The organism is Nonomuraea fuscirosea (assembly GCF_003001935.1).
GTDB classification, from domain to species: Bacteria; Actinomycetota; Actinomycetes; order Streptosporangiales; family Streptosporangiaceae; genus Nonomuraea; species Nonomuraea fuscirosea.
This window is the reverse complement of the sequence record NZ_PVNG01000002.1, coordinates 366,877-392,219: the sequence shown is the minus strand read 5'-3', so window position 1 is coordinate 392,219 and position 25,343 is coordinate 366,877. Positions and strand designations below refer to the sequence as shown.

General features: G+C 71.3%; 22 protein-coding genes. 15 read left to right on the top strand and 7 right to left on the bottom strand.

From position 1 onward, the window contains the following. Positions 1 to 212: 212 nt before the first annotated feature. Both B0I32_RS05320 and B0I32_RS05315 read left to right on the top strand, forming a co-directional pair. A complete protein-coding gene (locus tag B0I32_RS05320; protein WP_106236047.1) occupies positions 213 to 725 on the top strand; it encodes a SigE family RNA polymerase sigma factor in 513 nt (170 codons plus the stop codon). Then, positions 722 to 1,378 carry a hypothetical protein gene (locus B0I32_RS05315; RefSeq protein WP_106235461.1) on the top strand — a complete coding sequence of 219 codons (657 nt, stop codon included), beginning with the start codon at positions 722 to 724 and terminating at the stop codon, positions 1,376 to 1,378. The genes B0I32_RS05320 and B0I32_RS05315 overlap by 4 nt, the downstream gene beginning before the upstream one ends. A gap of 178 nt (positions 1,379 to 1,556) precedes the next feature. Here the strand turns inward: B0I32_RS05315 and B0I32_RS05310 are convergent, their stop codons facing one another. The 3 genes from B0I32_RS05310 to hrcA are packed head-to-tail and all read right to left on the bottom strand — an operon-like array spanning position 1,557 to position 4,446. Further along, positions 1,557 to 2,282: a 16S rRNA (uracil(1498)-N(3))-methyltransferase gene (locus tag B0I32_RS05310; RefSeq protein ID WP_106235459.1), complete on the bottom strand. Its 726-nt coding sequence runs from the start codon at positions 2,280 to 2,282 to the stop codon at positions 1,557 to 1,559. Beyond that, a complete protein-coding gene (dnaJ, locus tag B0I32_RS05305) occupies positions 2,279 to 3,421 on the bottom strand; it encodes a molecular chaperone DnaJ (protein ID WP_106235457.1) in 1,143 nt (380 codons plus the stop codon). Before dnaJ ends, B0I32_RS05310 begins: the two co-directional genes overlap by 4 nt. Before the next feature lie 11 nt (positions 3,422 to 3,432). Then, positions 3,433 to 4,446 (bottom strand): heat-inducible transcriptional repressor HrcA, encoded by a 1,014-nt coding sequence (hrcA, locus tag B0I32_RS05300; protein ID WP_106235455.1) that lies wholly within the window; start codon positions 4,444 to 4,446, stop codon positions 3,433 to 3,435. 562 nt (positions 4,447 to 5,008) lie between these two features. Between hrcA and B0I32_RS05295 the strand changes: the two genes are divergently transcribed. The 3 genes from B0I32_RS05295 to B0I32_RS05285 are packed head-to-tail and all read left to right on the top strand — an operon-like array spanning position 5,009 to position 7,250. Beyond that, positions 5,009 to 5,446 carry a hypothetical protein gene (locus tag B0I32_RS05295; RefSeq protein ID WP_245955602.1) on the top strand — a complete coding sequence of 146 codons (438 nt, stop codon included), beginning with the start codon at positions 5,009 to 5,011 and terminating at the stop codon, positions 5,444 to 5,446. 17 nt (positions 5,447 to 5,463) lie between these two features. Next, positions 5,464 to 6,270, top strand: coding sequence for a DUF3097 domain-containing protein (locus B0I32_RS05290; protein WP_106235453.1), 807 nt, complete (start codon positions 5,464 to 5,466; stop codon positions 6,268 to 6,270). Continuing rightward, the gene (locus tag B0I32_RS05285) at positions 6,267 to 7,250 is read left to right on the top strand and encodes a DUF4870 domain-containing protein (protein WP_106235451.1); all 984 of its coding nucleotides are present in this window, start codon (positions 6,267 to 6,269) and stop codon (positions 7,248 to 7,250) included. The genes B0I32_RS05290 and B0I32_RS05285 overlap by 4 nt, the downstream gene beginning before the upstream one ends. Positions 7,251 to 7,256: 6 nt before the next feature. On the opposite strand, the gene hemW is transcribed toward B0I32_RS05285, so the two are convergent. Continuing rightward, a complete protein-coding gene (hemW, locus tag B0I32_RS05280) occupies positions 7,257 to 8,477 on the bottom strand; it encodes a radical SAM family heme chaperone HemW (RefSeq protein ID WP_106235449.1) in 1,221 nt (406 codons plus the stop codon). Between the two features lie 93 nt (positions 8,478 to 8,570). Here hemW and B0I32_RS05275 point away from each other — a divergent pair, with 93 nt between their 5' ends. From B0I32_RS05275 to B0I32_RS59640, 5 genes are all read left to right on the top strand, one after another. After that, positions 8,571 to 9,797, top strand: a complete 1,227-nt coding sequence (locus B0I32_RS05275) for a styrene monooxygenase/indole monooxygenase family protein (RefSeq protein WP_106235447.1) — start codon at positions 8,571 to 8,573, stop codon at positions 9,795 to 9,797. A 51-nt stretch (positions 9,798 to 9,848) separates the two neighbouring features. Next, positions 9,849 to 11,096, top strand: coding sequence for a glycoside hydrolase family 18 protein (locus B0I32_RS05270; RefSeq protein ID WP_106235445.1), 1,248 nt, complete (start codon positions 9,849 to 9,851; stop codon positions 11,094 to 11,096). 976 nt (positions 11,097 to 12,072) lie between these two features. Continuing rightward, on the top strand, positions 12,073 to 12,561 hold the full coding sequence (locus B0I32_RS05265; protein ID WP_146178050.1) for a hypothetical protein: 489 nt from the start codon (positions 12,073 to 12,075) through the stop codon (positions 12,559 to 12,561). Beyond that, complete coding sequence (locus B0I32_RS57455; RefSeq protein WP_245955652.1) at positions 12,554 to 14,467, top strand: sensor histidine kinase; 1,914 nt, start codon at positions 12,554 to 12,556, stop codon at positions 14,465 to 14,467. Before B0I32_RS05265 ends, B0I32_RS57455 begins: the two co-directional genes overlap by 8 nt. A 196-nt stretch (positions 14,468 to 14,663) precedes the next feature. Then, positions 14,664 to 15,488, top strand: coding sequence for a response regulator transcription factor (locus B0I32_RS59640; protein ID WP_245955600.1), 825 nt, complete (start codon positions 14,664 to 14,666; stop codon positions 15,486 to 15,488). Here B0I32_RS59640 and B0I32_RS05245 read toward each other — a convergent pair. Then, positions 15,448 to 15,765, bottom strand: coding sequence for a hypothetical protein (locus tag B0I32_RS05245; protein ID WP_146178049.1), 318 nt, complete (start codon positions 15,763 to 15,765; stop codon positions 15,448 to 15,450). The two genes, B0I32_RS59640 and B0I32_RS05245, sit on opposite strands and share 41 nt — an antisense overlap. Positions 15,766 to 16,030: 265 nt before the next feature. Here B0I32_RS05245 and ccmA point away from each other — a divergent pair, with 265 nt between their 5' ends. Together ccmA and B0I32_RS05235 are read left to right on the top strand one after the other, a co-directional pair. Further along, positions 16,031 to 16,654, top strand: a complete 624-nt coding sequence (gene ccmA, locus B0I32_RS05240) for a heme ABC exporter ATP-binding protein CcmA (protein WP_106235434.1) — start codon at positions 16,031 to 16,033, stop codon at positions 16,652 to 16,654. Then, complete coding sequence (locus tag B0I32_RS05235) at positions 16,651 to 18,189, top strand: DUF6297 family protein (RefSeq protein WP_106235432.1); 1,539 nt, start codon at positions 16,651 to 16,653, stop codon at positions 18,187 to 18,189. Before ccmA ends, B0I32_RS05235 begins: the two co-directional genes overlap by 4 nt. Before the next feature lie 21 nt (positions 18,190 to 18,210). On the opposite strand, the gene B0I32_RS05230 is transcribed toward B0I32_RS05235, so the two are convergent. Together B0I32_RS05230 and lepA are read right to left on the bottom strand one after the other, a co-directional pair. Next, complete coding sequence (locus B0I32_RS05230) at positions 18,211 to 18,702, bottom strand: GNAT family N-acetyltransferase (protein WP_245955598.1); 492 nt, start codon at positions 18,700 to 18,702, stop codon at positions 18,211 to 18,213. A gap of 96 nt (positions 18,703 to 18,798) precedes the next feature. Next, positions 18,799 to 20,628, bottom strand: a complete 1,830-nt coding sequence (gene lepA / locus B0I32_RS05225) for a translation elongation factor 4 (protein ID WP_106235428.1) — start codon at positions 20,626 to 20,628, stop codon at positions 18,799 to 18,801. 56 nt (positions 20,629 to 20,684) lie between these two features. On the opposite strand from lepA, the gene B0I32_RS05220 reads away from it, so the two are divergent. The 3 genes from B0I32_RS05220 to B0I32_RS05210 all read left to right on the top strand — a co-directional run bounded on the left by B0I32_RS05220 (position 20,685) and on the right by B0I32_RS05210 (position 25,320). After that, positions 20,685 to 21,683 carry a glycoside hydrolase family 18 protein gene (locus B0I32_RS05220; protein ID WP_106235426.1) on the top strand — a complete coding sequence of 333 codons (999 nt, stop codon included), beginning with the start codon at positions 20,685 to 20,687 and terminating at the stop codon, positions 21,681 to 21,683. A gap of 109 nt (positions 21,684 to 21,792) precedes the next feature. Next, on the top strand, positions 21,793 to 22,062 hold the full coding sequence (gene rpsT / locus B0I32_RS05215; protein ID WP_106235424.1) for a 30S ribosomal protein S20: 270 nt from the start codon (positions 21,793 to 21,795) through the stop codon (positions 22,060 to 22,062). 180 nt (positions 22,063 to 22,242) lie between these two features. Beyond that, positions 22,243 to 25,320: an ABC transporter permease gene (locus B0I32_RS05210; protein ID WP_106235422.1), complete on the top strand. Its 3,078-nt coding sequence runs from the start codon at positions 22,243 to 22,245 to the stop codon at positions 25,318 to 25,320. Positions 25,321 to 25,343: the final 23 nt, after the last annotated feature.

Below are 25,343 nucleotides of genomic sequence, written 5' to 3'. Positions count from 1 at the left end.
GTAGGAAGATCAACGAGGTTAGGGTGAGTGTGCGACACTACAGCTAAAAGAAGACGATTCAGGGTCGGGCGAGCGCCACCTGGCGAGGACACGACTGGGTAATGCACCCTAAGGAACCGGGGAAACCTCAAGAACCGGAAGAGCGTAAACCCTCTGGGAAGGCCGCGCGTCCCACTGATGTGACCACCGAAACCCTCCTGGCCGACAGGTCGATGGGGGCGGTGCAGGTCGGGTGGGATGCCGACATGGCCGTGACGGCGCTGTACAGCGCGCACTTCCGGTCGTTGGTGCGTCTCGCCGTGTTGCTGGTGCGCGACATTGCAACAGCCGAGGAAGTCGTGCAGGATGCGTTCGTCGCCATCCATGGCGCCTGGCGCAGACTGCGTGACCCCGACAAAGCACTCGCCTACCTGCGTCAATCCGTCGTCAACCGGTCCCGGTCCGTGCTGCGTCACCGCGCGGTCGTCGAGAAATACGCCCCCAAGGGCCTGCCTGACGCTCCGAGCGCCGAGAACGGCGCGATCGGCGAGCTGGAACGCTCCGCCGTGATCGAGGCGTTACGAGCCCTGCCGACCCGACAGAGAGAAGCACTGGTTCTACGCTACTACGGTGATCTGTCCGAAGCTGAGATCGCTCACGCCATGGGCATCAGCAAGGGCGCGGTCAAGAGCCACACGGCACGTGGTATGGCCGCGTTGCGATCGGTCCTGGAGAAAATGTCATGACCCAGCCCCCCGACGAGTACGGCGATCTCTTGCGCCGTGCGCTCCGCGCGGAGGCGGACGCGGTCGTACCCTCGCCGGAAGGACTGGAGATCATCCGTGGCCGCATCGAGCGGCGTGGAGTGCGCAATCTGTTCTGGTGGCGAGCGGGCGCGGCCGCCGCCAGCGCCCTGCTGGTGGCGGGAACGATCGTGATGGCCGTTCCCTCGTTGCGCTCGCAGATCATCGACCAGATTCCGGCCGCCCCCATCGACAACGAGACGACCTCCGAGGCTCCTTCCAACTCCTCCACCACCCGCTCCGTACAGCCTCCGCCGCCGGAGCGGACCACCGACCCGCCCGCGGTCGTGATCCCCGAGACCCCCAAGCCGCCGACCCCGCGCACCAGCCGCAAGGCCGACTCGACCAGCAGGCCGTCCCCGTCGCCCAGCCCGACGCCGACCGACTGCCCCTCGACCCTGGCCGAGCAGACCGAGCCTCCCGCCGACTGTCCTACGCTGTCACCATCGCCGACACCGACGCCGACGATGGAGGAGACGAGCGTGGCGCCCACGGCGTGCCCGCCTGAGGAGTGCCCGCCGACCGACGACGCGATGGAGACACCCGCGGACCTGGCCAGCCCGCTCCAGGACACCTCCGACACCACGGTGCCCTGACCCGGCTCAGCCGGCCCCCGCACACCCTCACGACCGCACCGCCGCGGTCACCCCTTCACCACCGCACCGTCGCGGTCACACCCTCACGGCCTGAGCGGTTCTCACGCCTGAGCAGCTCTCACGGCCTGAGCGGTTCTCACGCCTGAGCAGTTCTCACGGCCTGTGCGGCTCTCGCGCCTCACCAGCGTCCGGTACGGGTCAGCAGGACGGCCGCCGCCGCGACCCCCGCCGTGGACGTGCGCAGGACCGTCGGCCCCAGCAGTACCGGCGCCGCCCCGGCCGCCCCGAACCGGGCGATCTCGTCCTCCGAGACGCCTCCCTCGGGCCCCACGACCATCACGATGTCGCCGCTCACGGGCAGTGTCACCTTCGACAGCGGCTCGGCCGCCTCCTCGTGCAGCACCAGGCCGAGGGCCGCCCCGGTGAGCAGCCGTTCGACCTGCGCCGTCGTGGCCAGGTCGGTCACCTCGGGCAGGTGGAAGCGGCGGGCCTGCTTGCCCGCCTCACGGGCCGTGGCCCGCCACCGGCCGAGCGCCTTGGCGACCTTGTCGCCCTTCCACTGGGTGATGCTGCGCGCGGCCGCCCACGGGACGATCACGTCCACGCCGGCCTCGGTCATCATCTCGACCGCGAGCTCACCCCTGTCGCCCTTGGGCAGCCCCTGGACGACGACGAGCCGGGGCGCGGGCGCCTCGACCCGGTAGCGGCGCAGCACGTCGAGCCTGAGCGCGTCCTTCAGCGTCTCGCGTACGACGCACTCGGCCACCGTGCCGGCGCCGTCGGTCAGATCGACCCGCTCACCCGCGCGCAGCCGTCGTACGGAGGCCGCGTGCCGCCCCTCGGGCCCATCGAGCGTCAGCTCGGGGCCGTCGAGCGCCTCGGCCAGGAAGACGGGCGCCGTCAACGGCCGTTGAAGGCGTCACGCAGGCGGGAGAAAAAACCCTGCTGACCCGGTGCGAACTTGCCAGGCGGGCGCTCCTCACCCCGCTGCCTGGACAGCTCGCGGAGCAGTTCTTCCTGGGCGGTGTCGAGCCGGGTCGGCGTCTCGACGTTGACGTGGATGAGCAGGTCGCCCCTGCCGGACTCGTTGAGGCGCTGCACGCCCCGGCCGTACATGGTGATGACCTGGCCGGACTGGGTGCCGGGGCGGACGTCGATCTCCTCGGAGCCGTCGAGCGTCTCCACCGCCAGCACGGTGCCGAGCGCGGCGGCCGTCATCGGGATCTGCACGGTGCAGTGGAGGTCGTCGCCGCGCCGTTCGAAGATCTCGTGGGGGCGCTCGACGATCTCCAGGAAGAGGTCTCCCGGCGGGCCGCCGCCCGGGCCGACCTCGCCCTCGCCGGCGAGCTGGATGTGCGTGCCGTCCTCGACGCCGGCGGGGATGCGGACCTTGATCGTCCGGCGGGTGCGCACCCGGCCGTCGCCGGAGCACTCCTGGCAGGGGTGGCGGATGATCGTCCCGAAACCACCGCACTGGGGGCACGGCCGCGAGGTCATGACCTGGCCCAGGAAGGAGCGGGTGACCTGGGAGATCTCACCGCGCCCGTTGCACATGTCACAGGTGTCGGGGTGGGTGCCCTGCGCGGCGCCGGCGCCGTGGCACACCTCGCACACCACGGCCGTGTCGACGGCCAGTTCGCGGGTGGTGCCGAACGCCGTCTCGCGCAGGTCGAGCTCCACCCGGATGGTGGCGTTGCGGCCCCTGCGGGCGCGTGAGCGCGGCCCGCGGGCGCCGGCCGCCGTGCCGAAGAAGGCGTCCATGATGTCGCTGAACGGGAAGCCCGCGCCGAACCCGCCCGCGGCGCCCGCGCCCGCTCCCGCACCGCCGAAGGGGTCGCCACCCAGGTCGTACATCTGGCGCTTGTTGGGGTCGGAGAGCACCTCGTAGGCCTGCGTGATCTCCTTGAACCGCTCCTGGGTCTCAGGATCGGGGTTCACGTCGGGGTGCAGCTCACGGGCGAGTCGGCGGTACGCCTTCTTGATCTCGTCCTGACTCGCGTCACGGCGCACCCCGAGGGTGGCGTAGTAGTCGCTGTTTGCCACTTATCGACCTCTTATGATGCAGCCAGTATCTGGCTGACGTAGCGTGCCACCGCGCGTACGGCGCCCATCGTCACGGGATAATCCATCCTGGTCGGCCCGAGTACGCCGAGCCGGGCCAGTTGGTTGTCGCCAGAACCGTATCCGGTCGCGACGATGGATGTCCCCCGCAGGTAGGGGTTTTCCGCGCCGATGCGCACGGTGAGCGCGGACGGGGTGTCTGAGGTTGTCTCGCCGAGCAGCCGCATGAGGACGACCTGCTCCTCCAGCGCCTCCAGCACGTCGCGCAGGCCGGTGGTGAAGTCGGCGCCGGCGAGGTTGGCCGCGCCGGCGAACACGATCTTCTCGTCGTGCCGCTCGACCAGCGTCTCGAGCAGGACCGACAGGACCGTGGCCACCACGGGCCGGTCTTCGAGGGGCAGCCGCTCGGGCAGGTCGGCGACCAGGTCGGGCACGCTGCTCAGGCCGCAGCCGTCGAGGCAGGAGTTGAGCACGGCGCGCAGGTGCGCGATGCGGGCGTCCTCCACCACCTCGGGCAGCTCGACCACGCGCTGCTCGACGCGGCCGGTGTTGGTGATCAGCACCAGCATGACCCGCCGGTCGCTCAGCGGGACCAGCTCGACGTGCCTGACCGTCGAACGGGTCAGCGTCGGATATTGCACGACCGCGACCTGCCGGGTCAGCTGCGCGAGCAGCCGGACGGTGCGGGTGACCACGTCGTCGAGGTCGACCGCGCCGGCCAGGAACGTCTCGATGGCTCTGCGCTCGGCTCCGGACAGCGGCTTCACCTGCGAGAGCCGGTCGACGAACAGGCGGTAGCCCTTGTCCGTCGGCACGCGGCCCGCGCTGGTGTGCGGCTGGGTGATGTAACCCTCCTCCTCCAGCGCGGCCATGTCGTTTCTGACCGTGGCCGGGGAGACCTTCAGGTTGTGACGCTCGGCGAGCGCCTTGGAGCCCACCGGTTCGTTGGTGGACACGTAGTCTTCGACAATGGCCCTGAGCACAGCCAGCTTCCGTTCGTCGAGCACGTGCTCACCTCCTGCCTCTGTCTCTTTCAGGAACGCGGTGTCTAGCACTCTGTGTTCCCGAGTGCCAAGTGTACGGCTCTCGCCCACAAGGTGCGATAACAGCGGGTCCCATCCTGCTGCTGGCGTGGTGTGAGCGACAGGCCTCAGACTGGCCAGCATGACCGACGATTCTCAGCCCCGGCCGTACGGCCCCCCGTCTGAGCAGGGGCCCCACCACGGTCAGCCGCAACCTCCTCAGTACGGGCCGCAGCCCGGCTCACAACCCTACGGACAGTCACCGTACGGGCAACCGCCTTACGGGCAGCCGCCGCAGGGACAGCCGCCCCAGTACGGACAGCCTCCGCCCCACGGGCAGCCGCCGCAGTACGGTGAGCCCACCCAGTTCGGCCCGCCACCTCAGTACGGACAATACGGCCAACAGGCCCAATTTCCGCCACGAATAGACTCCAAAGCCATAAAACCCAGCCTGTGGTGGCTCGCCGCCGCCTGGGGCGTGTTCCTGGCGTGCGCGGTGGCGGGCGTGGCCCTGTTCGGCGGCGGTTTGGTGAGCAGCGTGGCGGACATGGCGCCGACGAAGACGTTCGAGTCCGGCGAGAGCATCACGGTGACGGTCGATCCGGCCGACAAACCCGCCGTGTACGTCGCCAGCGCCGCCCGCATCTCCTACGACTGCGCCATCTCCGGCGGCCCCGGCCAGGCCAGGCTCGCCAAGGTCCCGGGGAACCAGAGTGTCACCTGGAACGACACGACCTGGCAGGAGATCCTCGTGATCAACGCGCCGGCCAAGGGCGACTACCAGCTCACCTGCGCCAACCAGGAGCAGGCCACCGTCCGCTACGGCGTGGGCCGCGACGTCCTGTCCAGCCTGGGCGGCGTCACCGGCGGGCTGGCGGGGCTGTTCCTGCTGCCCGGCGCGGGCCTGCTGGCCGCCGTCGCCGGCACGGTCGTCGTCCTGGTCCGACGTAGCGGCGCGCGCAAGCGCCTTGCGGTCAGCGGGTGATTTGCTACGGTCCCCGTGTGTACGAGGGCGATGTTCTGGCGGGAAACTGGCGTCGGCCGGGCAAGGGGAAGATCCCCAAGGTGCCCGCCGAGATGGATCTGGTCGTCGAGGACGCCGACAGCGGCTTCTGCGGCGCCGTGGTGGCCTGCGACAAGGAGGCCGTCACGCTGGAGGACCGGTTCGGCAAACGCCGCCTGTTCCCGCTGGCGCCCGCCGCCTTCCTCCTGGAGGGCAAGCCCGTGACCTTGGTACGTCCCGCCGCCGCCCCCGCCGCGCCCCGGCGCAGCGCCTCGGGCTCCGTGGCCGTGGAGGGGCTGCGGGCCAGGGTCGCCAGGCAGAGCCGCATCTACGTGGAGGGCGTTCACGACGCGGCCCTCGTCGAGAAGATCTGGGGCCACGACCTGCGGGTCGAGGGGGTCGTGGTCGAATACCTCGAAGGCGTGGACGACCTGCCCGCCATCGTGGCCGAGTTCGGCCCCGAGCCGGGGCGCCGGCTGGGCGTGCTGGTGGACCACCTGGTGCCCGGCTCCAAGGAGAGCAGGATCGCCGCCGAGATCACCTCGCCGGACGTGCTCGTGGTGGGGCATCCGTACATCGACATCTGGCAGGCGGTCAAACCCTCCGTGCTGCGCATCCCCGCCTGGCCGGACGTGCCGCGCGGGGTGCCGTGGAAGGAGGGGGTGATCGCGGCCCTGGGCTGGCGGATGGAGCCGGCGCAGGCCTGGCGGCGCATTCTCGGCGCCGTCTCGACGTACACGGACCTGGAGCCGGAACTGCTCGGCCGGGTCGAGGAACTGATCGACTTCGTTACGGAGGCACCATGAGCCAGGACCCGCCCCAGCCGCCGCCCGATGACGACGCCACCAAGAAGATCTCCGCGGCCGACATCCAGCCTCCGGCGTCCGGCCCCCAGCCCGGCTACGGGCAGCAACCCGGCTCACAGCCGTCCTACGGCCAGCAGCCCAGCTCACAGCCGGGGTACGGCCAGCAACCCGGCTCTCAGCCCGGGTACGGCCAGCAACCCGGCTCTCAGCCCGGGTACGGCCAGCAACCCGGCTCTCAGCCCGGGTACGGCCAGCAACCCGGCTCTCAGCCCGGGTACGGCCAGCAACCCGGCTCTCAGCCCGGGTACGGCCAGCAACCCGGCTCTCAGCCCGGGTACGGCCAGCAACCCGGCTCTCAGCCCGGGTACGGCCAGCAACCCGGATACGGTCAACAGCCCAGCTCACAGCCGGGTTATGGGCAGCAACCCGGGTACGGGCAGCAGAACCCGTCCGGTCAGCAACTCCCGTACGGGCAGCAGCCCAGCTCGATCCCGAACTACGGCCAGCCCGGTCCCAGCCAGCCCAACTACGGTCAAGCGGGCTACGGGCAAGCGGGCTACGGTCAGCCCGGTCACGGCGGTCAGCCCGGCTACGGGCAGCCCCACGGTTACGCTCCCGGCCGTGGCGAGCCGTACGTCCCCGGCAGGTTCGGCCCCCGCCCCGGCACCGACGACACCACCATGGCGATGCTGTCGCACCTGCTCGGCCTGCTGGTCTCGTGGATCGGCCCGCTGATCATCTACCTGATGAAGAAGGACGAGTCCCCCTATGTCCGGGATCAGGCGGCGGAGGCGCTGAACTTCCAGATCACGATGTTCATCGGCTACCTCGTCGCGGGCATCCTGACGGTCATCTTCATCGGTGTCCTGCTCCTGCCGGTCATCTGGGTGCTGTCCCTGATCTTCCACATCCAGGCCGCCGTGGCCAGCAACAAGGGCCAGCCGTACCGCTACCCGTTCTCCATCCGGATGATCACCTAGACCCCCTCATACCAGGAGGTCCCTGACGAGGGCGTCGGCGAGCAGCCGACCCTGGAGGGTGAGCACCATCAGGCCCGCCTTGAACGGCTCGGGCTCCAGCAGCCCGCGCGCCAGGGCGCTCGCCACGGCCGGGCGGGCGGCCGGCGCCACCCGCGCCAGCGGGTAGCCGGAGGCCAGCCGCAGCTCCAGCATCAGCCGCTCGGCGTCGCGGTCGTCCTGGCCGAGCACCTCGCGCGCGTGGGCGGGCGAGGCGCCGCCGGCCAGCCGTTGCGCGTAGGCGGCCGGATGTTTGACGTTCCACCAGCGGGTGCCGCCGACGTGGCTGTGCGCGCCGGGGCCGGCCGCCCACCAGTCGCCGCCGGTCCAGTAGAGCAGGTTGTGCCGGCAGCGGGCGGCGTCGTCCACCGCCCAGTTGGACACCTCGTACCAGCGCAGACCGGCACTGGAGAGCAGTTCGTCGGCGATCAGGTAGCGGTCGGCGGCCACGTCGTCGTCGGGCATGGGCAGCTCGCCGCGCCGGATCCTGGCCGCCAGGCGGGTGCCCTCCTCGACGATCAGCGAGTACGCCGACACGTGGTCGGGGCCGGCCTCGATCGCCGCGGACAGCGAGGCCCGCCAGTCGTCGTCGGTCTCACCCGGAGTGCTGTAGATCAGATCGAGGTTGACGTGATCGAACCCGGCCTGCCTGGCCTCCTTGACCGCCGCCGCGGCCCGGCCCGGCGTGTGCTGCCGGTCGAGGACCCGCAGCACGTGCTCGCGCGCGCTCTGCATGCCGAAGCTGATCCGGTTGAACCCGCCGTGACGCAGCTTCTCCAGGGACGACGGATCGACCGACTCGGGGTTGGCCTCCGTGGTGACCTCCGCCCCAGGCGCCAGCCCGAACTCGGAGTCGATCGCGGCCAGGATCCTGGCCAGGTCCTCGGGCGGCAGCAGGGTGGGCGTGCCCCCGCCGAAGAACACCGTCTCCACCGGCAGCTCGGTGCCGCCCAGGACGCGGCGCGCCAGGCGGATCTCCGTCACGACCGTGTCGGCGTAGTCGTGGTGGGAGGCGCCGGGGCCGAGCTCGGCGGCGGTGTAGGTGTTGAAGTCGCAGTAGCCGCAGCGGGTCACGCAGAACGGCACGTGCACGTAGAAGCCGAACGGGCGCTCGCCGAGGCCCCGGAGGGCGCTGTCGGGCAGTTCGCCCGTGGTGGGCGCGGGATCGCCGTCAGGCAGGGTGGATGGCACACCTACCAGTGTGCCCGCCTCCCAAGAGTGCTCCAATCCGACTGCAAGTCAGGACATGTCAACTGATGTGATACCGGCGAAGGGGGAAACACCATGGCGGGCATCGGCATCGTGGGGGCGGGGATCTCGGGGCTCACCCTCGCTCTGCGGCTGCAGCAGCTCGGCGTCGAGACCACGCTCTACTGCGAGCGCGGGGCCGAGTCGATCCGTACGGGGCGGCTGCCCAACACCGTGGCCAGGATGGGCCACACGCAGGAACGGGAGCGGGAGCTGGGCAGCGCCCACTTCCGCGACCCCGCCTGCCTCATGAACTCCGCCACGCTCTCGATCAAGGGCGATCCGCCGCTGGAGTTCACCGGCTACGTGAGCGAGCCGTTCCACGCCGTCGACTTCCGGCTGCTGCTGCCCGCGTTCATGGACGACTACGCCGGACGGGGCGGCGAGATCGTGCCGGCCGCCACGGAACCGGACGCGGCGCAGGTGGATCGCTGGTCGCGGCGGCACGAGCTGATGGTGGTGGCGGCGGGACGGCGCTCGGTGGCCGAGCTCTTCCCGCGCGATCCGGCGCGCTCCCCGTACGACCGGCCGCAGCGCAGGCTGGCCGCCGGGCTCTACCACGGCATCGACCTGCCTGCCGCCTTCTCCAACAACATCGCCGGCGGGGTGGGCGAGATCTTCCGCCTGCCGATGATGACGCGGGAGGGCGTCGTCTCCACCCTGCTCGTCGAGGCGATCCCCGGCGGCCCGCTGGAGCCGGTCACCCACATGCCGTGGAACGAGGTCTCCGCCGCCCTGCCCGGGCTGATCCGCGAGTACGCGCCGCGGCTGGCCGAAGGGCTGAACCCGGCCGAGTTCGGCCTGCTGGGGCCCGACGACCTGCTGCAGGGCGCGATCACACCCACCGTACGCCGGCCGGTGGCCGAGCTGCCCGGCGGCCGGATCGCGCTGGCCGTCGGCGACGCCTGGATCGTCAACGACCCGATCACCGGCCAGGGCGCGAACCTGGGCTCCAGATGCGCCTGGATCGCGGCCGACGCCATCGCGGCCGGCGGCCCGTACGACGCCGCGTTCGCCCACGCCACGGCCGAGCGGATGTGGGAGGCGGCGGCGCCGGTCACCGACTGGACGAACGCGTTCCTGCAGCCGCCACCCGAGCACGTCGCGCGGCTGCTGCTGGCCGCCGCCACCAGGCAGGACCTCGCCGATCTGGTGGTGTCGCTGTTCGCCGACCCCGCCTTCGCCTGGAGTCTGCTGTCCTCGCCCGAAGAGGTCGCGCGGGTCGTTGACGGGGGACAGAAGCCGCTCTACGATCGCGTCTAACTTATAGGAAAGTTTCCTATATAAGGCTGCGCAGTCACCGGGAGCCGCTCCGTGCGTAAGAAGGTCCTGATCACACTGTCGCTCTTACTCGGCCTCTCGGCGCTCGCCGTGCCCGCCGAGGCCCATACCGGCTTCAAGCGGGTCGCGTACTTCATCCAATGGGGCATCTACGGCCGGAACTACCACGTCAGGGACATGGACGTCTCCGGCGCCGCCGCCAAGCTCACCCATCTCAACTACGCGTTCGGCTTCGTGAACGCCGAGGGCGCCTGCTACTCGGCCGACCCGTGGGCGGACTGGCAGCGCCCCGTACCGGCCGAGCAGAGCGTGGACGGGGTCGCCGACGCCCCGGGTCAGGCGCTCAACGGCAACCTCAACCAGCTGCGCAAGCTCAAGGCCAAGCACCGCGGGCTCAAGGTGATGATCTCGCTCGGCGGCTGGACCGGCTCCGCGCACTTCTCCGACGCCGTCCTCACCCCCGAGTCCCGCTCCGCGCTGGCGGCCTCCTGCATCGACCTGTGGCTGCGCGGCAACCTGCCGGGACTGGAGCCGGGCGCGGGGGCCGGCGTGTTCGACGGCATCGACCTGGACTGGGAATGGCCGGGCTCGTCCGGCGCCGACGGCAACGTCATCAGGCCGGAGGACAAGCGCAACTTCACCCTCTTCGTCCGCGAACTGCGCAAGCAGCTCACCGCGTACTCGGCCAAGGCCCAGCTCACCGCCTTCCTCCCGGCCGCCGCAGCCAAGATCGACGCCGGCTTCGAGGTCCGCGACGTCTTCCGGCAGCTCGACTTCGCCACCGTCCAGGGCTACGACCTACGCGGCTCCTGGGAGCCCAGGACCGGCCACAACGGCAACCTGCTCACCGACCGGCGCGACCCGAACCCGGTCAAATACAGCGTCGACCAGACCGTACGCGACTACCTCTCCCGTGGGGCGCCGGCCCGCAAGCTCGTGGTGGGCGTGCCCGCGTACGGCCAGGGCTGGACCGGCGTCACCGGCGCCGGCAACGGCCTTTACCAGCCCGCCACCGGCCCCGCCCCCGGCAAATGGGCCCCCGGCACCGAGGACTACAAGGACCTCCTCACCAAACCCGGCAAACGCCACCGCGACCTGCGCACGGGGACGATGTGGCTGTACGACGGCAACGAGTTCTGGTCGTACGACGACCCGGCGGTGATGCTGCAGAAGGCGGCCTACATCCGGCTCAAGGGGCTGGGCGGCTCGATGATGTGGTCCATCGACCAGGACGACTCCCGCGCCTCCCTCACCACCGCTTTGTACTCAATCCTCCACTGACCCCCAGGCCGCGCCCACCCGCCCAAGGCACCCGGGCGCGGCCTCCCCACCCGTCCAGTCGCGACCTCCGCCCCACACCCGGACACACGATCTACCCCCCACGTCCGGACGCGACCTAAACGACGTCATCGGACGCGGCCTACGCCACAAGCCCGGGCGTACGTTCTACGGACCCCGCCCGGACACGCGATCTACCCCAGGCGTCCGGACGCGGCCACCCCACAGGCTCGGGCGCACGATCTGCCCCACGGGTCCGGACCCGCGACCTACCCCACACGTCCGGACCTGCGATCTACCCAGGCGTTCGGACGCGGCCCACCCCACACCCCGGGCGCACGGCCTACCTCCCGCGTTCGGACGCATGGCCAACCCCATCCTCTGGGCACACGGCCACCCCACGCGTTCGGACGCGGTCTACGCCACACGCTCAGACGCACGACTACCCCGCCACGCGCCCGGACGCATGGCCGACCCACGTCTTTGGGCACACGGCCTGCCCCACACCTCCGAACACGACCGCCTCCCCGCAACCAGGCACGACGAAGCGAGGCCCCCGACCACACTCCAACCACGCCCCTGGCGACACAGCCGGCCACACCCGCCCCAGCCAGGCGCTACCAAGCAGGCGCGACCCGACCACACCCCTCGGCGACGCAACCGGACACACCCAGACCACCACGGCAAGCCACCAGGACGGGCCAGGCACAACCCAACCCCACTCCCGGGCGTGACCTGGCCAGCGCGGTTACACGCCCAGCAACATCCTGACCACGCCGCCAGGCACAGCCCGACCACGCGACCACACTCGACGGGACCGCACGACTGGGCTCAGCGCGGCCACACGCCGGGCCCAAGTTGACCACACAACCGGGTGCTACCGATGGCCCGGGCGGACGCTCCACCCCAGGGTGGAGATTCGGGGGCTCAACCCGCGGGTCGATCCGGTTTCGGGGGCGTCTGCCTACGGTCGGACCTCGTGAACACCGTGGAGATTTCCCTTCTCGTCCTTCTCGCCCTCTCGCTCGCCGTCTACCGACAGACCCGAACCCGGCCCGCCGCCCGCATGACGGGAACCCTCGTCACCGCCGCCGCCCTGGTGGTGCTCGGCTTCACGTCCGGCGGGCTCTTCGACACCGGGCAGCCCGCACTCAGCCTGGCCCTCTTCGCCGTTGAAGCGGTCGCCGCCGTCGCGCTCGGCGCGTGGCGTGCGAGCAGCGTGCGCGTCTGGCTGGACGACGCCGGCATCGCCTGGGCGAAGGCCACCGTCTGGACGCTGCTGGCATGGCTGGTCTCGATCGCGACCCGGGTCGGCCTCTACTTCGTGGGAACGGCCGTAGGGCTGTCCGTCTCGACCGGCGGAGCCCTGCTGTTCCTCGGCCTCACGCTCGGCACCCAGGCGTACCTCGTCGCACGCCGGGGCCGTGCGCTGACCGGCGACCGGATACTTTCGAAGGGTGATGCGTGAGCTGTCCAGGTTCGTCCCGGTCGCGTTGCGGCTGGGGGTGATCGTGCTGCTGATCGTGGCGCTGGCGCGGGAGACACCCGCGCCGGGCCTGACCGGTACGCCGCTGGTCGTCACCCTGCTGACCGTCGCTCTGGCCCTCTCCCTCCTCGCCGCCCTGCTCCTGTCACGCCCGTGGAGCCTCCCCCGTAAGAAGAACGTGGGCTTCCTCCCCGCCACGCAGACCGGCACGAGCACCACCACCCGCACCAGCGCCAGCGCCAGCACCATCGGCACCACCGCCACCGGCCCCACCACCACCGGCGCTGGCACCGGCACCGGCATCGGCATCGGCATCGGTGAGAGCCCGCCGGCCGGACGTCCGCTTCCAGCCGAAGGGGAGAGCACACACCCGCGCCGGTTCACCGGGGATCCGTTCCCAGCCTCGGGGCGCACCATCCGCACACCCTCGCCGACCGGACGTTCCCTCCCAGCCACGGGGCGGACCCCGAACGCGCAGTTCCCGCCCAGCCTTTCCGGCGTCTGGCGGACCGAAAGCACCCGCTTTCCGGCCAGCCTTTCCGCCGCCTGGCGAACCCTACGCACCCGCCTTTTCAGCGCATGGCGGATCCTGCGCATACGCGTCCGGGCCGGCCTTTCCGGCGCGTGGCGCAGCGTGCGCACCCGCTTTCCGGCCAGCCGGCCGAACGCGTGGCGCAGCGTACGCGCGGACCAGCCGTCCGGGCGTTCTCTCCCAGCCGCGTGGCGGAGGATGCGCCGGCCAAGGGTGAGCATGTCGCAACTCGCCACGACGATCGCGCTCAGCCTCGGGGTGCTCCTCTCCATCGCCCTGAACTCGATCACCCACAGCGGGGCCACGATCGGCTCGCTGCTCGTGTGCGTCAGCCTGGCGGTGAGCCGCCTGACCTTGGCGCGGTCGCTGGCGGTCGCGTTGCTGGCCGTCGCCGGGCTGATCGTGGCGGGCGGGATCTCCGGCGCGCCGGTGCAGGACCTCACGCTCATCCTCAGCGTCTGCCTGATCTTCCTGGTCACGTACGCCGGCAAACAGCGCAAAGCCGCCAGAGCCGCCGAGGCCAGGGAAGCCGTGCTCGCGGAGCGGGCCAGGATCGCCAGGGAGATCCACGACATCCTGGCCCACTCCCTGTCCGCCCAGCTCGTCCACCTCGAAGGCGCCAAGCTGCTGCTGCGCGCGGAACGTACGGCCGAGGCGCTCGACCGCGTCACCCACGCCCGCGACCTGGCCAAGTCGGGGCTGGATGAGGCCGGCCGGGCGGTGTCGGCGCTGCGCGAGGATCCTCCTGAGCTGCCCGTGGCGCTGCGCTCTCTCGCGGAGAACTTCGAGAGCACCACCCACAGGCCCTGCACGCTGCGCATCTCGGGCTCGGAGCGCCGACTCTCTCCTGAGACGGAGCTCGCGATGCTGCGCACGACCCAAGAGGCCCTCACGAACGTACGCCGCCACGCGCCCGGCAGCCCGGCCGAGGTCGAGCTCGACTTCGGCCCGGCCTGGTGCGACCTGCGAGTCATCAGCCCCACCTCCGCCGGAACGGAACCACCCAGAACGCGGTCACCTGAGCCGAATCTGCCCGAGGCGGGGCCACCCGAGCCCAGGCCGTCTGAGCCGGAATCACCCGAATCGGGGCTACCTGAGCCCAGGCCGTCTGAGCCGGGATCGCCCAAGCCGGGGCCGCCCGAGCCCAGGCCGTCTGAGCCCAGGCCGTCTGAGCCGGGATCGCCCGAACCATCGCCCGAACCGGGATCGCCCCAGACTGGGTCACCCGGGGCGGGATCACCCAGGAGCGGGTATGGACTGGTGGGGATGCGTGAGCGTGCCGAACTTCTCGGTGGCACGCTGTCGGCGGGCGAATGTGACGGCGTCTTCCTGGTGCACCTGAGGGTGCCGGCATGAGCCGTTCTTCTCGCGAGCACGGCTCTCCCCTTTGCTCCTCCTCTCCTCGCGTCGGATCCCGCGCCCCGATCGGCACCGCGACCAGGGACGGCGATGAGGCCGAGGACGGCTGGGCATGGGAGCCAGGCATGAGCGGCAGCGTCGTCAGGCGCGGGATCGGGATCGAAGGGAACGGGATCATGGGGGTGCTCCTCCGGTGATCAGAGTGGTGGTGGTCGACGACCAGGCGGTGGTGCGTGAGGGACTGGTGCTGCTGCTCGGGCTGTTGCCGGGGATCGAGGTGGTCGGGTCGGCGGGCGACGGTGAGACCGCGTTGCGGCTGGTCGGCGCGGAGTCGCCGGACGTGGTGCTGATGGACCTGCGCATGCCGCGCATGGACGGCGTGGAGGCGACCGGACGCATCCGCGCCGCCCACCCCGCCACCCAGGTCGTCGTGCTCACCACGTATTCGGACGACGAGTCGGTCTTCGCGGCGCTGCGTGCGGGCGCGCGAGGGTTTCTCACCAAGGACGCGGACGCCGACGACATCGCCTCGGCCGTGGCCACGGTGATGCGCGGCGACGCCCAGCTCGACCCCACGGTGCAACGCCGTCTCCTGGACACGATCTCCCCTCCCTCACCGGACCACACCAGCCCACCGGACCACACCACCTCCCAGCCGCCACCCGACAAGAAGCCCGACAAGACGCCCGGCGAGGCCCTCGACAAGACGCTCGGCAAGACGGCCGACGAGACCCCTTACGAGACGGCCGACGAGCCGGCCCACCAGGCGGGCAGGGCGAAACCCGGTCCGGCGGATCGCCGGGGCGGCGAGGCGCCGGACGGACTCACTCCGCGCGAGAGCGAGGTGCTGGCCCTCATCGCCGAGGGCCTGTCGAACGCCGAGATCGCCCTGCGCCTCTACATCACCGAAGCCACCGTCAAGACGCACATCAACAACCTCTTCGCCAAGGCCCGACTCAGGGACCGGGCCCAGGCCGTCACGTACGCCTACCGTCACGGCCTGGCCGGCCCGCATTGAGCTGGGACTCCTCGTCGAACCCGGCCAGCTGTAACAACGTCTCCAGGGCCGCCTGCCTGGTCTCCTCGACCGAGTCGCCCCGTTCGCCGAAACACTCGGCCGCCACATCGAGCAGCGCCGTGACCACGGCCGCGTCGGGGTAGGGCACGTCCACGAGGACGGTGCCGTCGTCACCCTCCTCACCTTCGCCCACATGCAGCTTCAGCAGCCGCCGCGCCTCCTCGGCCACAGCCACCCCCAGCACCGCGGCACGCTCGAATCGCTCAGAAGCAATCACGTCACCCTCCAGTCGCACAGGTGTTCGGAATGAAAAGGTAGAGGGTGGCACCGACAGAATCCCTTGCGTCGCCGGGGATCCCGCCCTTTGGCGCCTCGCGGACCGCGTCATCACGCACGCGGCGCCCGGCCCCCGTTCGACTCCCGTCAAGCCCCGTTCGACCTCCGCCAACCCCCGTTCCGCTCCCGTCAACCCCCGTTCAGCTCTCGCCGAACCCGGAGGTCGCCGATGCGCGCTCGGCCGGAACGATGGATACGCTCGTACGATGCACGACCCGATCATCACCACCGACAACCTCATGGTCGAACTGGGCGGCAACCCCGTGCTCCGGAACCTGCGCCTGACCGTCTCCCCCGGCGAGATCGTGGCGGTGGTGGGCCCCAACGGCTCGGGCAAGTCCACCCTCCTGCGCTGCCTGGCCGGTCTCCAGCCGGCCACCTCGGGAGAGATCCGGGTGTTCGGCGAGCCCCCTGCCGACGACGCCGCCTTCTGGGGGCGCGTCGCGTTGCTGGCTGACGAGCCCGCCTGGTATCCGGGGCTCACTGCGCGCGAACATCTGGAGCTGATGGGAGCCGTGCACGCCCGTCCCAGAATGACGGTGGACGCGGCGATGGAGGCGTTCGCGCTGACGGAGCGGGGCGACGCGCCGCCGCTGAACCTGTCCACCGGCCAGCGCCAGCGCCTCTGCCTGGCCGCCGCGCTGCTGCGGCCGAGCACGTTGCTGCTGCTGGACGAGCCGGAGCGCGGCCTGGACGCCGCCTTCCGCGACCGCCTGACCGGCCTGCTCGCCGCGTACGCGGACGAGGGCGGCACCGTCGTCATGGCCACCCACGACGAGGGCCTGGCCGCCGGAGCCCGGCAGATCTCTCCTGCGGGGGTGGGCGCGTGAGCGGGCCGGAGGCGAGCGTACGGACGGTGCGGGCCTACCTCCGCTCGCGCGGCCGCGCCCCCGCCACGATGATCGACCGCTACGCCGCCGTCTTCGGCCTGGCCATGATCGCGGCCGTGCTCGGGCACCCGCTGTCCGGCCTGCTCACCGGCCTGGCCGGGCCGATCGACCCGGTACGGGCCGGCGCGGGTGCGGCGCTGCTCGCGCTCGCCGTGGCGGGCTTCCTGGCGGCGGCCCGCGCGGCGGGGCCCGTGCTGCTGCCCGCCGCCGACGCGTCCTGGCTGCTGCTCTCCCCGCTGAACCGGCGCCACCTCCTCGGCCGGACGGCCCGCGCGCTGGGCGTGATCGCCCTGGTGGCGGGCGTGCTGCTGGGCGTGGGGCTGCTGGCCGTGCTGGGCGCGCCCGACCAGCTCGGGTGGCGGCTGGTCGGCGCGCTGGTGCTCGGCGTCTCCGCGACGGCGGGCGGGCTGGCGCTGGCCGTGCTCGGGCAGGTCTCCCCGTCCTGGCAGATCTGGCTGACCGGCGCGATGGCGGCGCTGCTGGTGCTGGCCGTGGTGGCGATGAGCGGGCAGCTCCGTACGGTGATGACGATCGCCGCGAGCGCTCCGCTCACCGCCCTGGCCGCCGCCGCGTCGGGGGCCGCGATGCTCTCCGCCCTGCTGGTACGGCGGGCATGGACCTCCCTCGATCGCATTCCCACCCGTACCCTCGCGAACGCCTCGACCAGGGCCGGCCATGTGGCGCGGGCGACCGTCTCCCTCGACCCCGGCGCGCTCACCTGGATCGCCGAGGACAACCGCTGGCGGGCCAGGCGGCTCGCCTCCAGGCGGTGGCCGTCGCTGCCCGCGCCGTTCGCGCTGGCCTGGCACGACTGGCGCAAGCTGGCCCGCACGCCGGGACGGCTGGCGGCCGTCGCGGCGACGGCGGCACTGCCCGCGGTGCTGGCTCAGGCGGGCGGCCCGCCGGGGGCGCTGGGGGCGGCCGTGCTGGCCGGCGCGCTGGCCGTGGCCTCGTTGGGTACGTCGGGCGCCCGCAGGGACGCCGACAACCCGGCCCTGGCCAGGCTCATCGGCGTGGGCCGCCGCCCGGCGCTGGCGGCCCGCGCGGCCCTGCCCGCCCTGCTGGCCGGCGTCTGGGCGGCCACCGCCCTCACCGCCCTGACCCTGGCCGTCCCCGCCACGCCCCAGACGGCGACGGTGGCGACGGTGACAGCGACCGCGACAGCGGGGGCAGGGGCGTGGTGGGTGCTGGGGCTGCTGGCCGGCCCTGCGCTGGCCGCCGCCGCGCTGCGGATGGCCGGACGCGCCCCGGTCGACCACTCGATGCCGGTTCTCGACACCCCGGGCGGCGCCATCCCGACGGGCCCGCTGTTCTGGGCGGCCACCGGCCCCGACCTGGCCCTGCTCGGCTGCCTCCCTACCGCCATCGCACTGCTCACGCAGCCGGCCGTGCTGACGCCGTTCCTGATCGCGCAGGCGGTCATGGGTGCGGTGGTGCTCATGGGGTACGTGTGGCGGACGGGTCGGATGAGGTGAGACGTCGCCGGTCGAGCGGGGTCAGGTGACGTAGACGTCGCTGGCCACGCCTCCGTACGGGATCGTCCGGTCCTTCTTCATGCCGATCCGCTCGGCCACCCGGCGCGAGGGCAGGTTGATGTCCCTGATCACCGCCACGACCTGCCCCAGCCCCTCGCCGACGTCGAGGGCGGCCCTGGCCAGCTCGACCGCGTACCCCTTGCCCCAGGCGGCGGGGCGGAAGCGGTAGTACAGGTTCAGCACCTCGCGCCCGTCCACGATCGCGCGGCGCAGCCCGCCGAATCCGAGCACGAGCGGCTCGTCCACCGGCCGCGCCGCCCAGTAGCCGATCCCCCGCTCCTCCCAGTCGGCCAGCCACAGGTCGAGCATGGCGCGGCTGGACTCCAGGTCGGTCACGGGGCCGCTCGGGTGGTAGACGCTCGTCCGCGGGTCGGCGTGAATCTCGTGGACGGCGTCCAGATCATCGGCCGTGACCCGAGATAGGACCATACGCGCCGTATGTACCACTTCCATGGTTTCAGCGTATCCGCCGCCATCGAGATGGCGATCGGACGAAGGCAGCACAAAGGGCCTCCGGCGATGAACACCAGAGGCCTCGGCCCGCAGGGGCTACTTCTTGGCCTTGTCGGCGTTGCCGTCGGTGGAGAGCGCGGCGACGAAGGCCTCCTGGGGCACCTCGACCCGGCCGACCATCTTCATCCGCTTCTTGCCCTCCTTCTGCTTCTCCAGCAGTTTGCGTTTACGGGAGATGTCACCGCCGTAGCACTTGGCCAGGACGTCCTTGCGGATGGCCCTGATGTTCTCGCGGGCGATGACCCTGGCCCCGATGGCGGCCTGGATGGGCACCTCGAACTGCTGCCGCGGGATCAGCTCGCGCAGCTTCTTGGCCATGTCGACGCCGTAGCCGTAGGCCTTGTCCTTGTGCACGATGGCGCTGAAGGCGTCGACCGCCTCGCCCTGCAGCAGGATGTCGACCTTGACCAGCTCGGCCTCCTGCTCGCCGGCGGGCTCGTAGTCGAGCGAGGCGTAACCGCGGGTGCGCGACTTGAGCTGGTCGAAGAAGTCGAAGATGATCTCGCCGAGCGGCAGCGTGTAGCGGATCTCGACCCGGTCCTCCGACAGGTAGTCCATGCCGAGGAGCTGGCCGCGCCGCCCCTGGCAGATCTCCATGATCGCGCCGATGAACTCGGACGGCGCCAGGATCGTGGACTTGGTGACCGGCTCGAAGACCTGCGCGATCTTGCCGCCGGTGGGGAACTCCGACGGGTTGGTGACGGTGAGCTCTTTCCCGTCCTCCATGACCACGCGGTAGACCACGTTGGGCGCGGTGGAGATCAGCGACAGCCCGAACTCCCGCTCCAGCCGCTCGCGCACGATCTCCATGTGCAGCAGCCCGAGGAAGCCGACGCGGAAGCCGAACCCGAGCGCCGCCGAGGTCTCCGGCTCGTAGACCAGCGCGGCGTCGTTGAGCTGAAGCTTGTCGAGCGCCTCGCGCAGCTCGGGATATTCGTCGCCGTCGATCGGGTAGAGGCCGGAGAACACCATCGGCTTGGGGTGCTCGTAGCCGGCCAGCATGTCCGTGGCGGACTTGGCCGCGGAGGTGACGGTGTCGCCGACCCTCGACTGGCGCACGTCCTTGACGCCGGTGATCAGGTAGCCCACCTCGCCCACGCCCAGGCCCTGGTCGGCGACCTTGGGCTCCGGCGAGATGACGCCGATCTCCAGCGTCTCGTGGGTGGCGTTGGTGGACATCATCAGGATGCGCTCGCGCTTGCCCAGGTGACCGTCGAACACCCGGACGTAGGTGACCACGCCGCGGTAGGTGTCGTAGACGGAGTCGAAGATCAGCGCCCGGGCGGCCGCGTCGGCGACGCCGACGGGCGGGGGCACGGTCTGCACGACGTGGTCGAGCAGCTCGCGCACGCCCACGCCGGTCTTGCCGGACACCTTGAGCACGTCGGACGGGTCGCAGCCGATCAGCCCCGCGAGCTCCTCGGCGAACTTCTCCGGCTGCGCGGCGGGCAGGTCGATCTTGTTGAGCACGGGGATGATGTGCAGGTCGGCGTTCATGGCCAGGTAGAGGTTGGCCAGCGTCTGCGCCTCGATGCCCTGGGCCGCGTCGACCAGCAGGATCGCGCCCTCGCACGCCTGCAGCGACCGGGACACCTCGTAGGTGAAGTCGACGTGCCCGGGGGTGTCGATCATGTTGAGCACGTGACCGTCCCACGGCAGCCGCACCGCCTGCGACTTGATCGTGATGCCCCGTTCGCGCTCGATGTCCATCCTGTCGAGGTATTGGGCACGCATGGAACGGTCGTCGACCACGCCGGTGATCTGCAGCATGCGGTCGGCAAGCGTCGACTTGCCATGGTCGATGTGCGCGATGATGCAGAAGTTGCGGATCAACGCGGGGTCGGTCTGGCCAGGCTGAGTGCGCACCGAAGTCCGTTTCGACAGGGTTGAGGTAGAGCAGTCTTTTATGGTGACATGCCCGGGTGATAGCCCGGACCGTCATCCGCCGCGGCCTGCGCCTGGTCGCGCTGGCCTTGGCCGTCGTAGTCGCGCTGGTCGGCCTCCTCGCCGTGGCGCTCCGGCTCCAGTTTACCGGTGCCCCGGCGGCCTGGGCGAAGAGCACGGGCAACGACGCCCTCTGGCTGGGCCACGCGTGGGTCGACGGCCGCCGCACGGAGCACGACGTGGAGCTGCTCGCGGTACGGCTGCGCGCCACGGGCATCAAGGACGTGTACGTCCACTCGGGCCCCTTCGAGTACGACGGCCGATTAGATCCCGCCAAATACCCCAACGCCGGAAATTTCATCTCTTGGATGCGGGAACGGCTGCCCGGGATCCGCATCTCCGCCTGGCTCGGCCAGACCGTCGACGCGGGCCTCGACGACCACCTCGACCTCGACGACCCGAAGTCCCGCGAGAACGTCCTGGCCGGCGTGGCCGCCGTCATGAAGACCGGCTACGACGGCATCCACTACAACTTCGAGCCGATCGGCGACGCTGACACCGAGTTCCTCGACCTGCTCGACCGGACCAGGCGGTACACGAAGCTCCTGTCCGCCTCCACCCCGCAGATCGAGCCGTACCCGGGCATGCGCCTGACCGCCCGAGCCCTGCTGGGTCACGACAAGTACTGGTCCGAGGGATATTTCAGTGAAGTCGTGCACCGGGTGGACCAGGTGGCCGTCATGACGTACGACTCCTACACCCCGCTGCAGTCGCTCTACGGTGGCCACGTGGCCCGCCAGGCCCGCCTCGCCCTGGACCTGGTGCCCGCCGGGAAGTCCCTGGTCATCGGCGCCCCCGCCTACCACGACCACGGGGTACCATGGCTGGACGCCGCCGAGAGCGTCGAGATGGCGGCCGAGGGCGCCAGGCTGGCGCTCTCCGATCACGGCCGTCGCGAGCGGTTCGGGCTGGCCCTCTACGTGGACTTCGCGGCCACGGAAAAGGATTGGCACGAGTACATGACACGATGGCGTTGATTTGAGCAGCGGCCTGGGTTATTGGTAGCCTGGGCAACTGCGTGTGGCGCGCCCTCTCTCGAGCCCGCGCGCCCCGTCCAATCACTTCAGACTTCACCGAGGCTTCTTCGTGGCGAACATCAAGTCCCAGATCAAGCGCAACAAGCAGAACGAGAAGGCTCGTCTGCGCAACAAGGCAGTCAAGTCCTCGCTGAAGACTGCCGTCCGCAAGTTCCGCGAGGCCGCCGAGCAGGGCGACGTCGAGCAGGCCGCGGCCCTTCAGCGGGTCGCCGCCCGTCAGCTCGACAAGGCCGTCAGCAAGGGCGTCATCCACAAGAACCAGGCCGCCAACCGCAAGTCCGCGATCGCCAAGCAGGCCGCGGCCCTGGCCGCCAAGTAAGCGCGACCGGATCAGCAACGCCGCACTCCACGTCGGAGTGCGGCGTTCTTGTTTTTGTTGGGACTTTGTCACGGTTTCGATATCACACTGCCGTATCGGGTGAGTCACCGTTGCAAAGATCGCCTTGCCCCTCGCTCCGCGCGTGCTCGAAAGTGCACTAAACGGGGTTAAGGGGGACATATGCGGGGGCCGCTCGTCGTCAAACGGGCGTTCAGCGAGCCGTTGCTCCTGCTGGCCGCGTTCGGGTCGATCCTGCTCGCCACGACCACGCTCGTGGCGCTGACCATGTACGCCTCCTCCATCGCCGAAGCCGGTGTCCGCCGGACGATGGAGACCGCCTCGTACGAGCAGACCGCCGTCACCATCAGCGCCTCCGTGACCGCGGAGACGTTCCCGAAGTACGACGCCTCCATCCGCGCCGAGCTCGCCAAGGCCTACCCCAGCACGCCCGCCGTCACCACCAGCCTGCGCTCCGACTCCTACACCATGCCGGGCCAGGAGGACAGGAAGCTGCCCGAGCTGCTCAGGTTCGGCAGCTACGACGGCCTCGACCAGCAGGCCAGGCTGGTCTCAGGCACGTGGCCCACACCTGCGCCCAAGCCGGGGCCCAAGTCAGGGAACGACCCGGTCGAGGCGGTGCTCTCGCTGTCGGCGGCCACGGCGACCGGGTTCGAGGTGGGCCACGAGTACACCGTGCGGGGCCGGCTCGACCCGCGGCCGGTCAAGGTCCGCGTGGTCGGCGTCTTCCAGCTCGACGACCCGTTCGGCGCACGGTGGGCGGGCGAGCAGCTGCTCAGCACGGGGGTCGAGCGCCGCGACTTCACCACGTACGGGCCGCTGATGGTCGCACGTGAGACGTTCGTCGGCCGGTTCGCGACCAGCGTCAACGCGACCTGGGCCGCCGTGCCCGACCTGCGCGCCATCACGCCGGAACGGCTGCGCCCGCTGGCCGGCGCCGTCGCGGACCTGGGCGACCGGCTCAAGGCCGCCGGGTGCACCGGCTGCGAGACGGCCAGCCGCCTGCCCGAGATGCTCACCCAGCTCGACACCGCCTCGCTGGTGGCCCGCTCCACCATGCTGATCCCGGTGCTGCAACTGCTGTTGCTGGCCGCGTACGCGCTGATGCTGACCGCGCGGCTGCTGGCCGACCACCGCCGCATGGAGGTGGCGCTGCTGCGCTCGCGCGGCGCGGGCACGATGCGGCTGGCAGCGCTGGCAGGCGGCGAGGCGCTGCTGGTGGCCCTGCCCTGCGCGATCGTGGCGCCGTTCCTCGGGCCGCCGCTGCTCGCGCTGGTCACCATGCTGCCCTGGATCAGGGCCTCGGGCGTGCGGCTCGCGCCGGTCGCGGACCTGGGCACGTTCCTCGTGTCGTCCGGCGTGGCGCTGGCCGCGGCCGTGCTGCTCATGCTGCCCGCCCTGGCCGGCGCGCGGCGCACGTACGTGGAGGAGCAGTCGGCGCGCGGGCGCGGCGGCGGGCGCGGGCTGATCGAACGGGTGGGCGCCGACCTGGCGCTGCTGGTCGTGGCCGGACTGGCCATCTGGCAGCTCCAGCGTTACGGCGCGCCAGTGACCACCACCGCGCAGGGCGGGCTGGGCATCGACCCGCTGATCATCTCCGGGCCCGCGCTGGCCCTGCTCACCGGCGGCATGCTGGGGCTGCGGCTGGTGCCGCGCGTGTCCAGGCTGGCCGAACGGGTGACGTCCAGACGGCCCGCCCTCGCCCCCGCACTCGGGGCCTGGCAGGTCAGCCGGCGGCCGCTCAAGTACGCCGGCCCCGCGCTGCTGCTCACCATGGCCGTCGCGATCGGCATCGTCTCCCTGGCCACCACCGCCACCTGGCGTTCCTCGCAGCTCGACCAGGCCCGGCACCAGGCGGGCGCCGACCTGCGGCTGTCGGGACCGCCGGACGGGCCCGAGCTGGGCGCGCTCGGACGCGGCACCGCGTTCACCACCCTGCCTGGACTCACCGCCGCCTCCCCCGGATACCGGGGGCAGAGCGAGGTCGGTGGCGAGAACGCGCTGCTGCTCACGCTCGACGCCGGGAAGATGGGGGAGCTTTTCCACCTTCGTCCAGATCTGTCGGCGCAGACCACCGCCGAGCTGTCGCGGGGCCTGGCCGGCGACGTCGCGGGCAAGCTCGACCTGCCCGGCCGGCCCACCACACTCAGCCTGGCCGCCCGGGTGAGCACGGACCTGCCGCTGCGGCTCGTCCTGTCCGACGCCCTCGGCGTGTGGCGGGAGGTCTCGCTCGGCGTGCTCAAGGCGGGCGAGAACCAGGTCGACGTGGATCTCCGGGCCCTGGCCGGGCGGAGCGGGGCGCTGTCGTACCCGATCTCGCTGCGCGGCCTGCTCTCCGGCGTGCCGGAGAGCGAGGCGAACCTCACCCTGACCGGCCTGCGCGCCGACGGCCGGGACGTGGCCGCGCCTCCGCTCACGATGACCGTCGGCACCGGGCCGGGATCGGCCGCGTTCGCGGCGCCGCCGCGGCTCGGGCCGCTGCCCGTGGTGCTCACCGCCGACCTGGCCGCCTCGCTCAAGCTGGGCGTCGGGCAGGTCGGGAAGGCCAGCATCGACCGGCGGGTCCAGACGGTCAAGGTCGTCGGCGTCGTCGAGACGATGCCCACCGCGCCGGCCGGGCAGAAGGCCGTACTGGCCGACTGGAGCACGATGCAGGCGCACGAGCTCGCCGCGGCCCAGTCGCCGCGGCCCGCCACGGAGTGGTGGCTGGCCGGGGACGGCGCGGCGGCCGTGGCGGCGCTCGGAAAACACCCGGAATGGGACGTCTCCGTGCTCGACCAGCGGGCGCTGGCCGCGACGCTGCAGAACGACCCGCTGGCCAGCGGGCTGCAGGGGGCGCTGATGCTGGGGTTCCTGGCGGCGCTGGTCTTCGCCGTGCTGGGGTTCCTGGTCAACGCGGCCGTCGCGGCACGGGAGCGGATGGCCGAGTTCGCGATCCTGCGGGCGCTCGGGGTGAACTCGCGGCAGGTGTTCGGGATCCTGGCGATGGAGCAGACGTTCGTGGTCGGGCTGTCGCTGGTGGCCGGGACCGGGCTCGCGATCGTCGTCGGGGTGCTGGTGGTGCCGCACATCGTGCTGACCGGCCAGGCGGCGGCCGTCACGCCGGGCGTGCTGCTCGACATCCCGTGGGCGGCGACCGCGGTGATGCTGGTGCTGGTGGCCGGGGTGCTGTTCGCGATCGTCGCCGGGCTGACGCGCAACCTGCGCCGGCAAGGGCTCGCCTTCCGGGAGGAACAGTGACGATTCCGGCCGCTCGCCCGGCA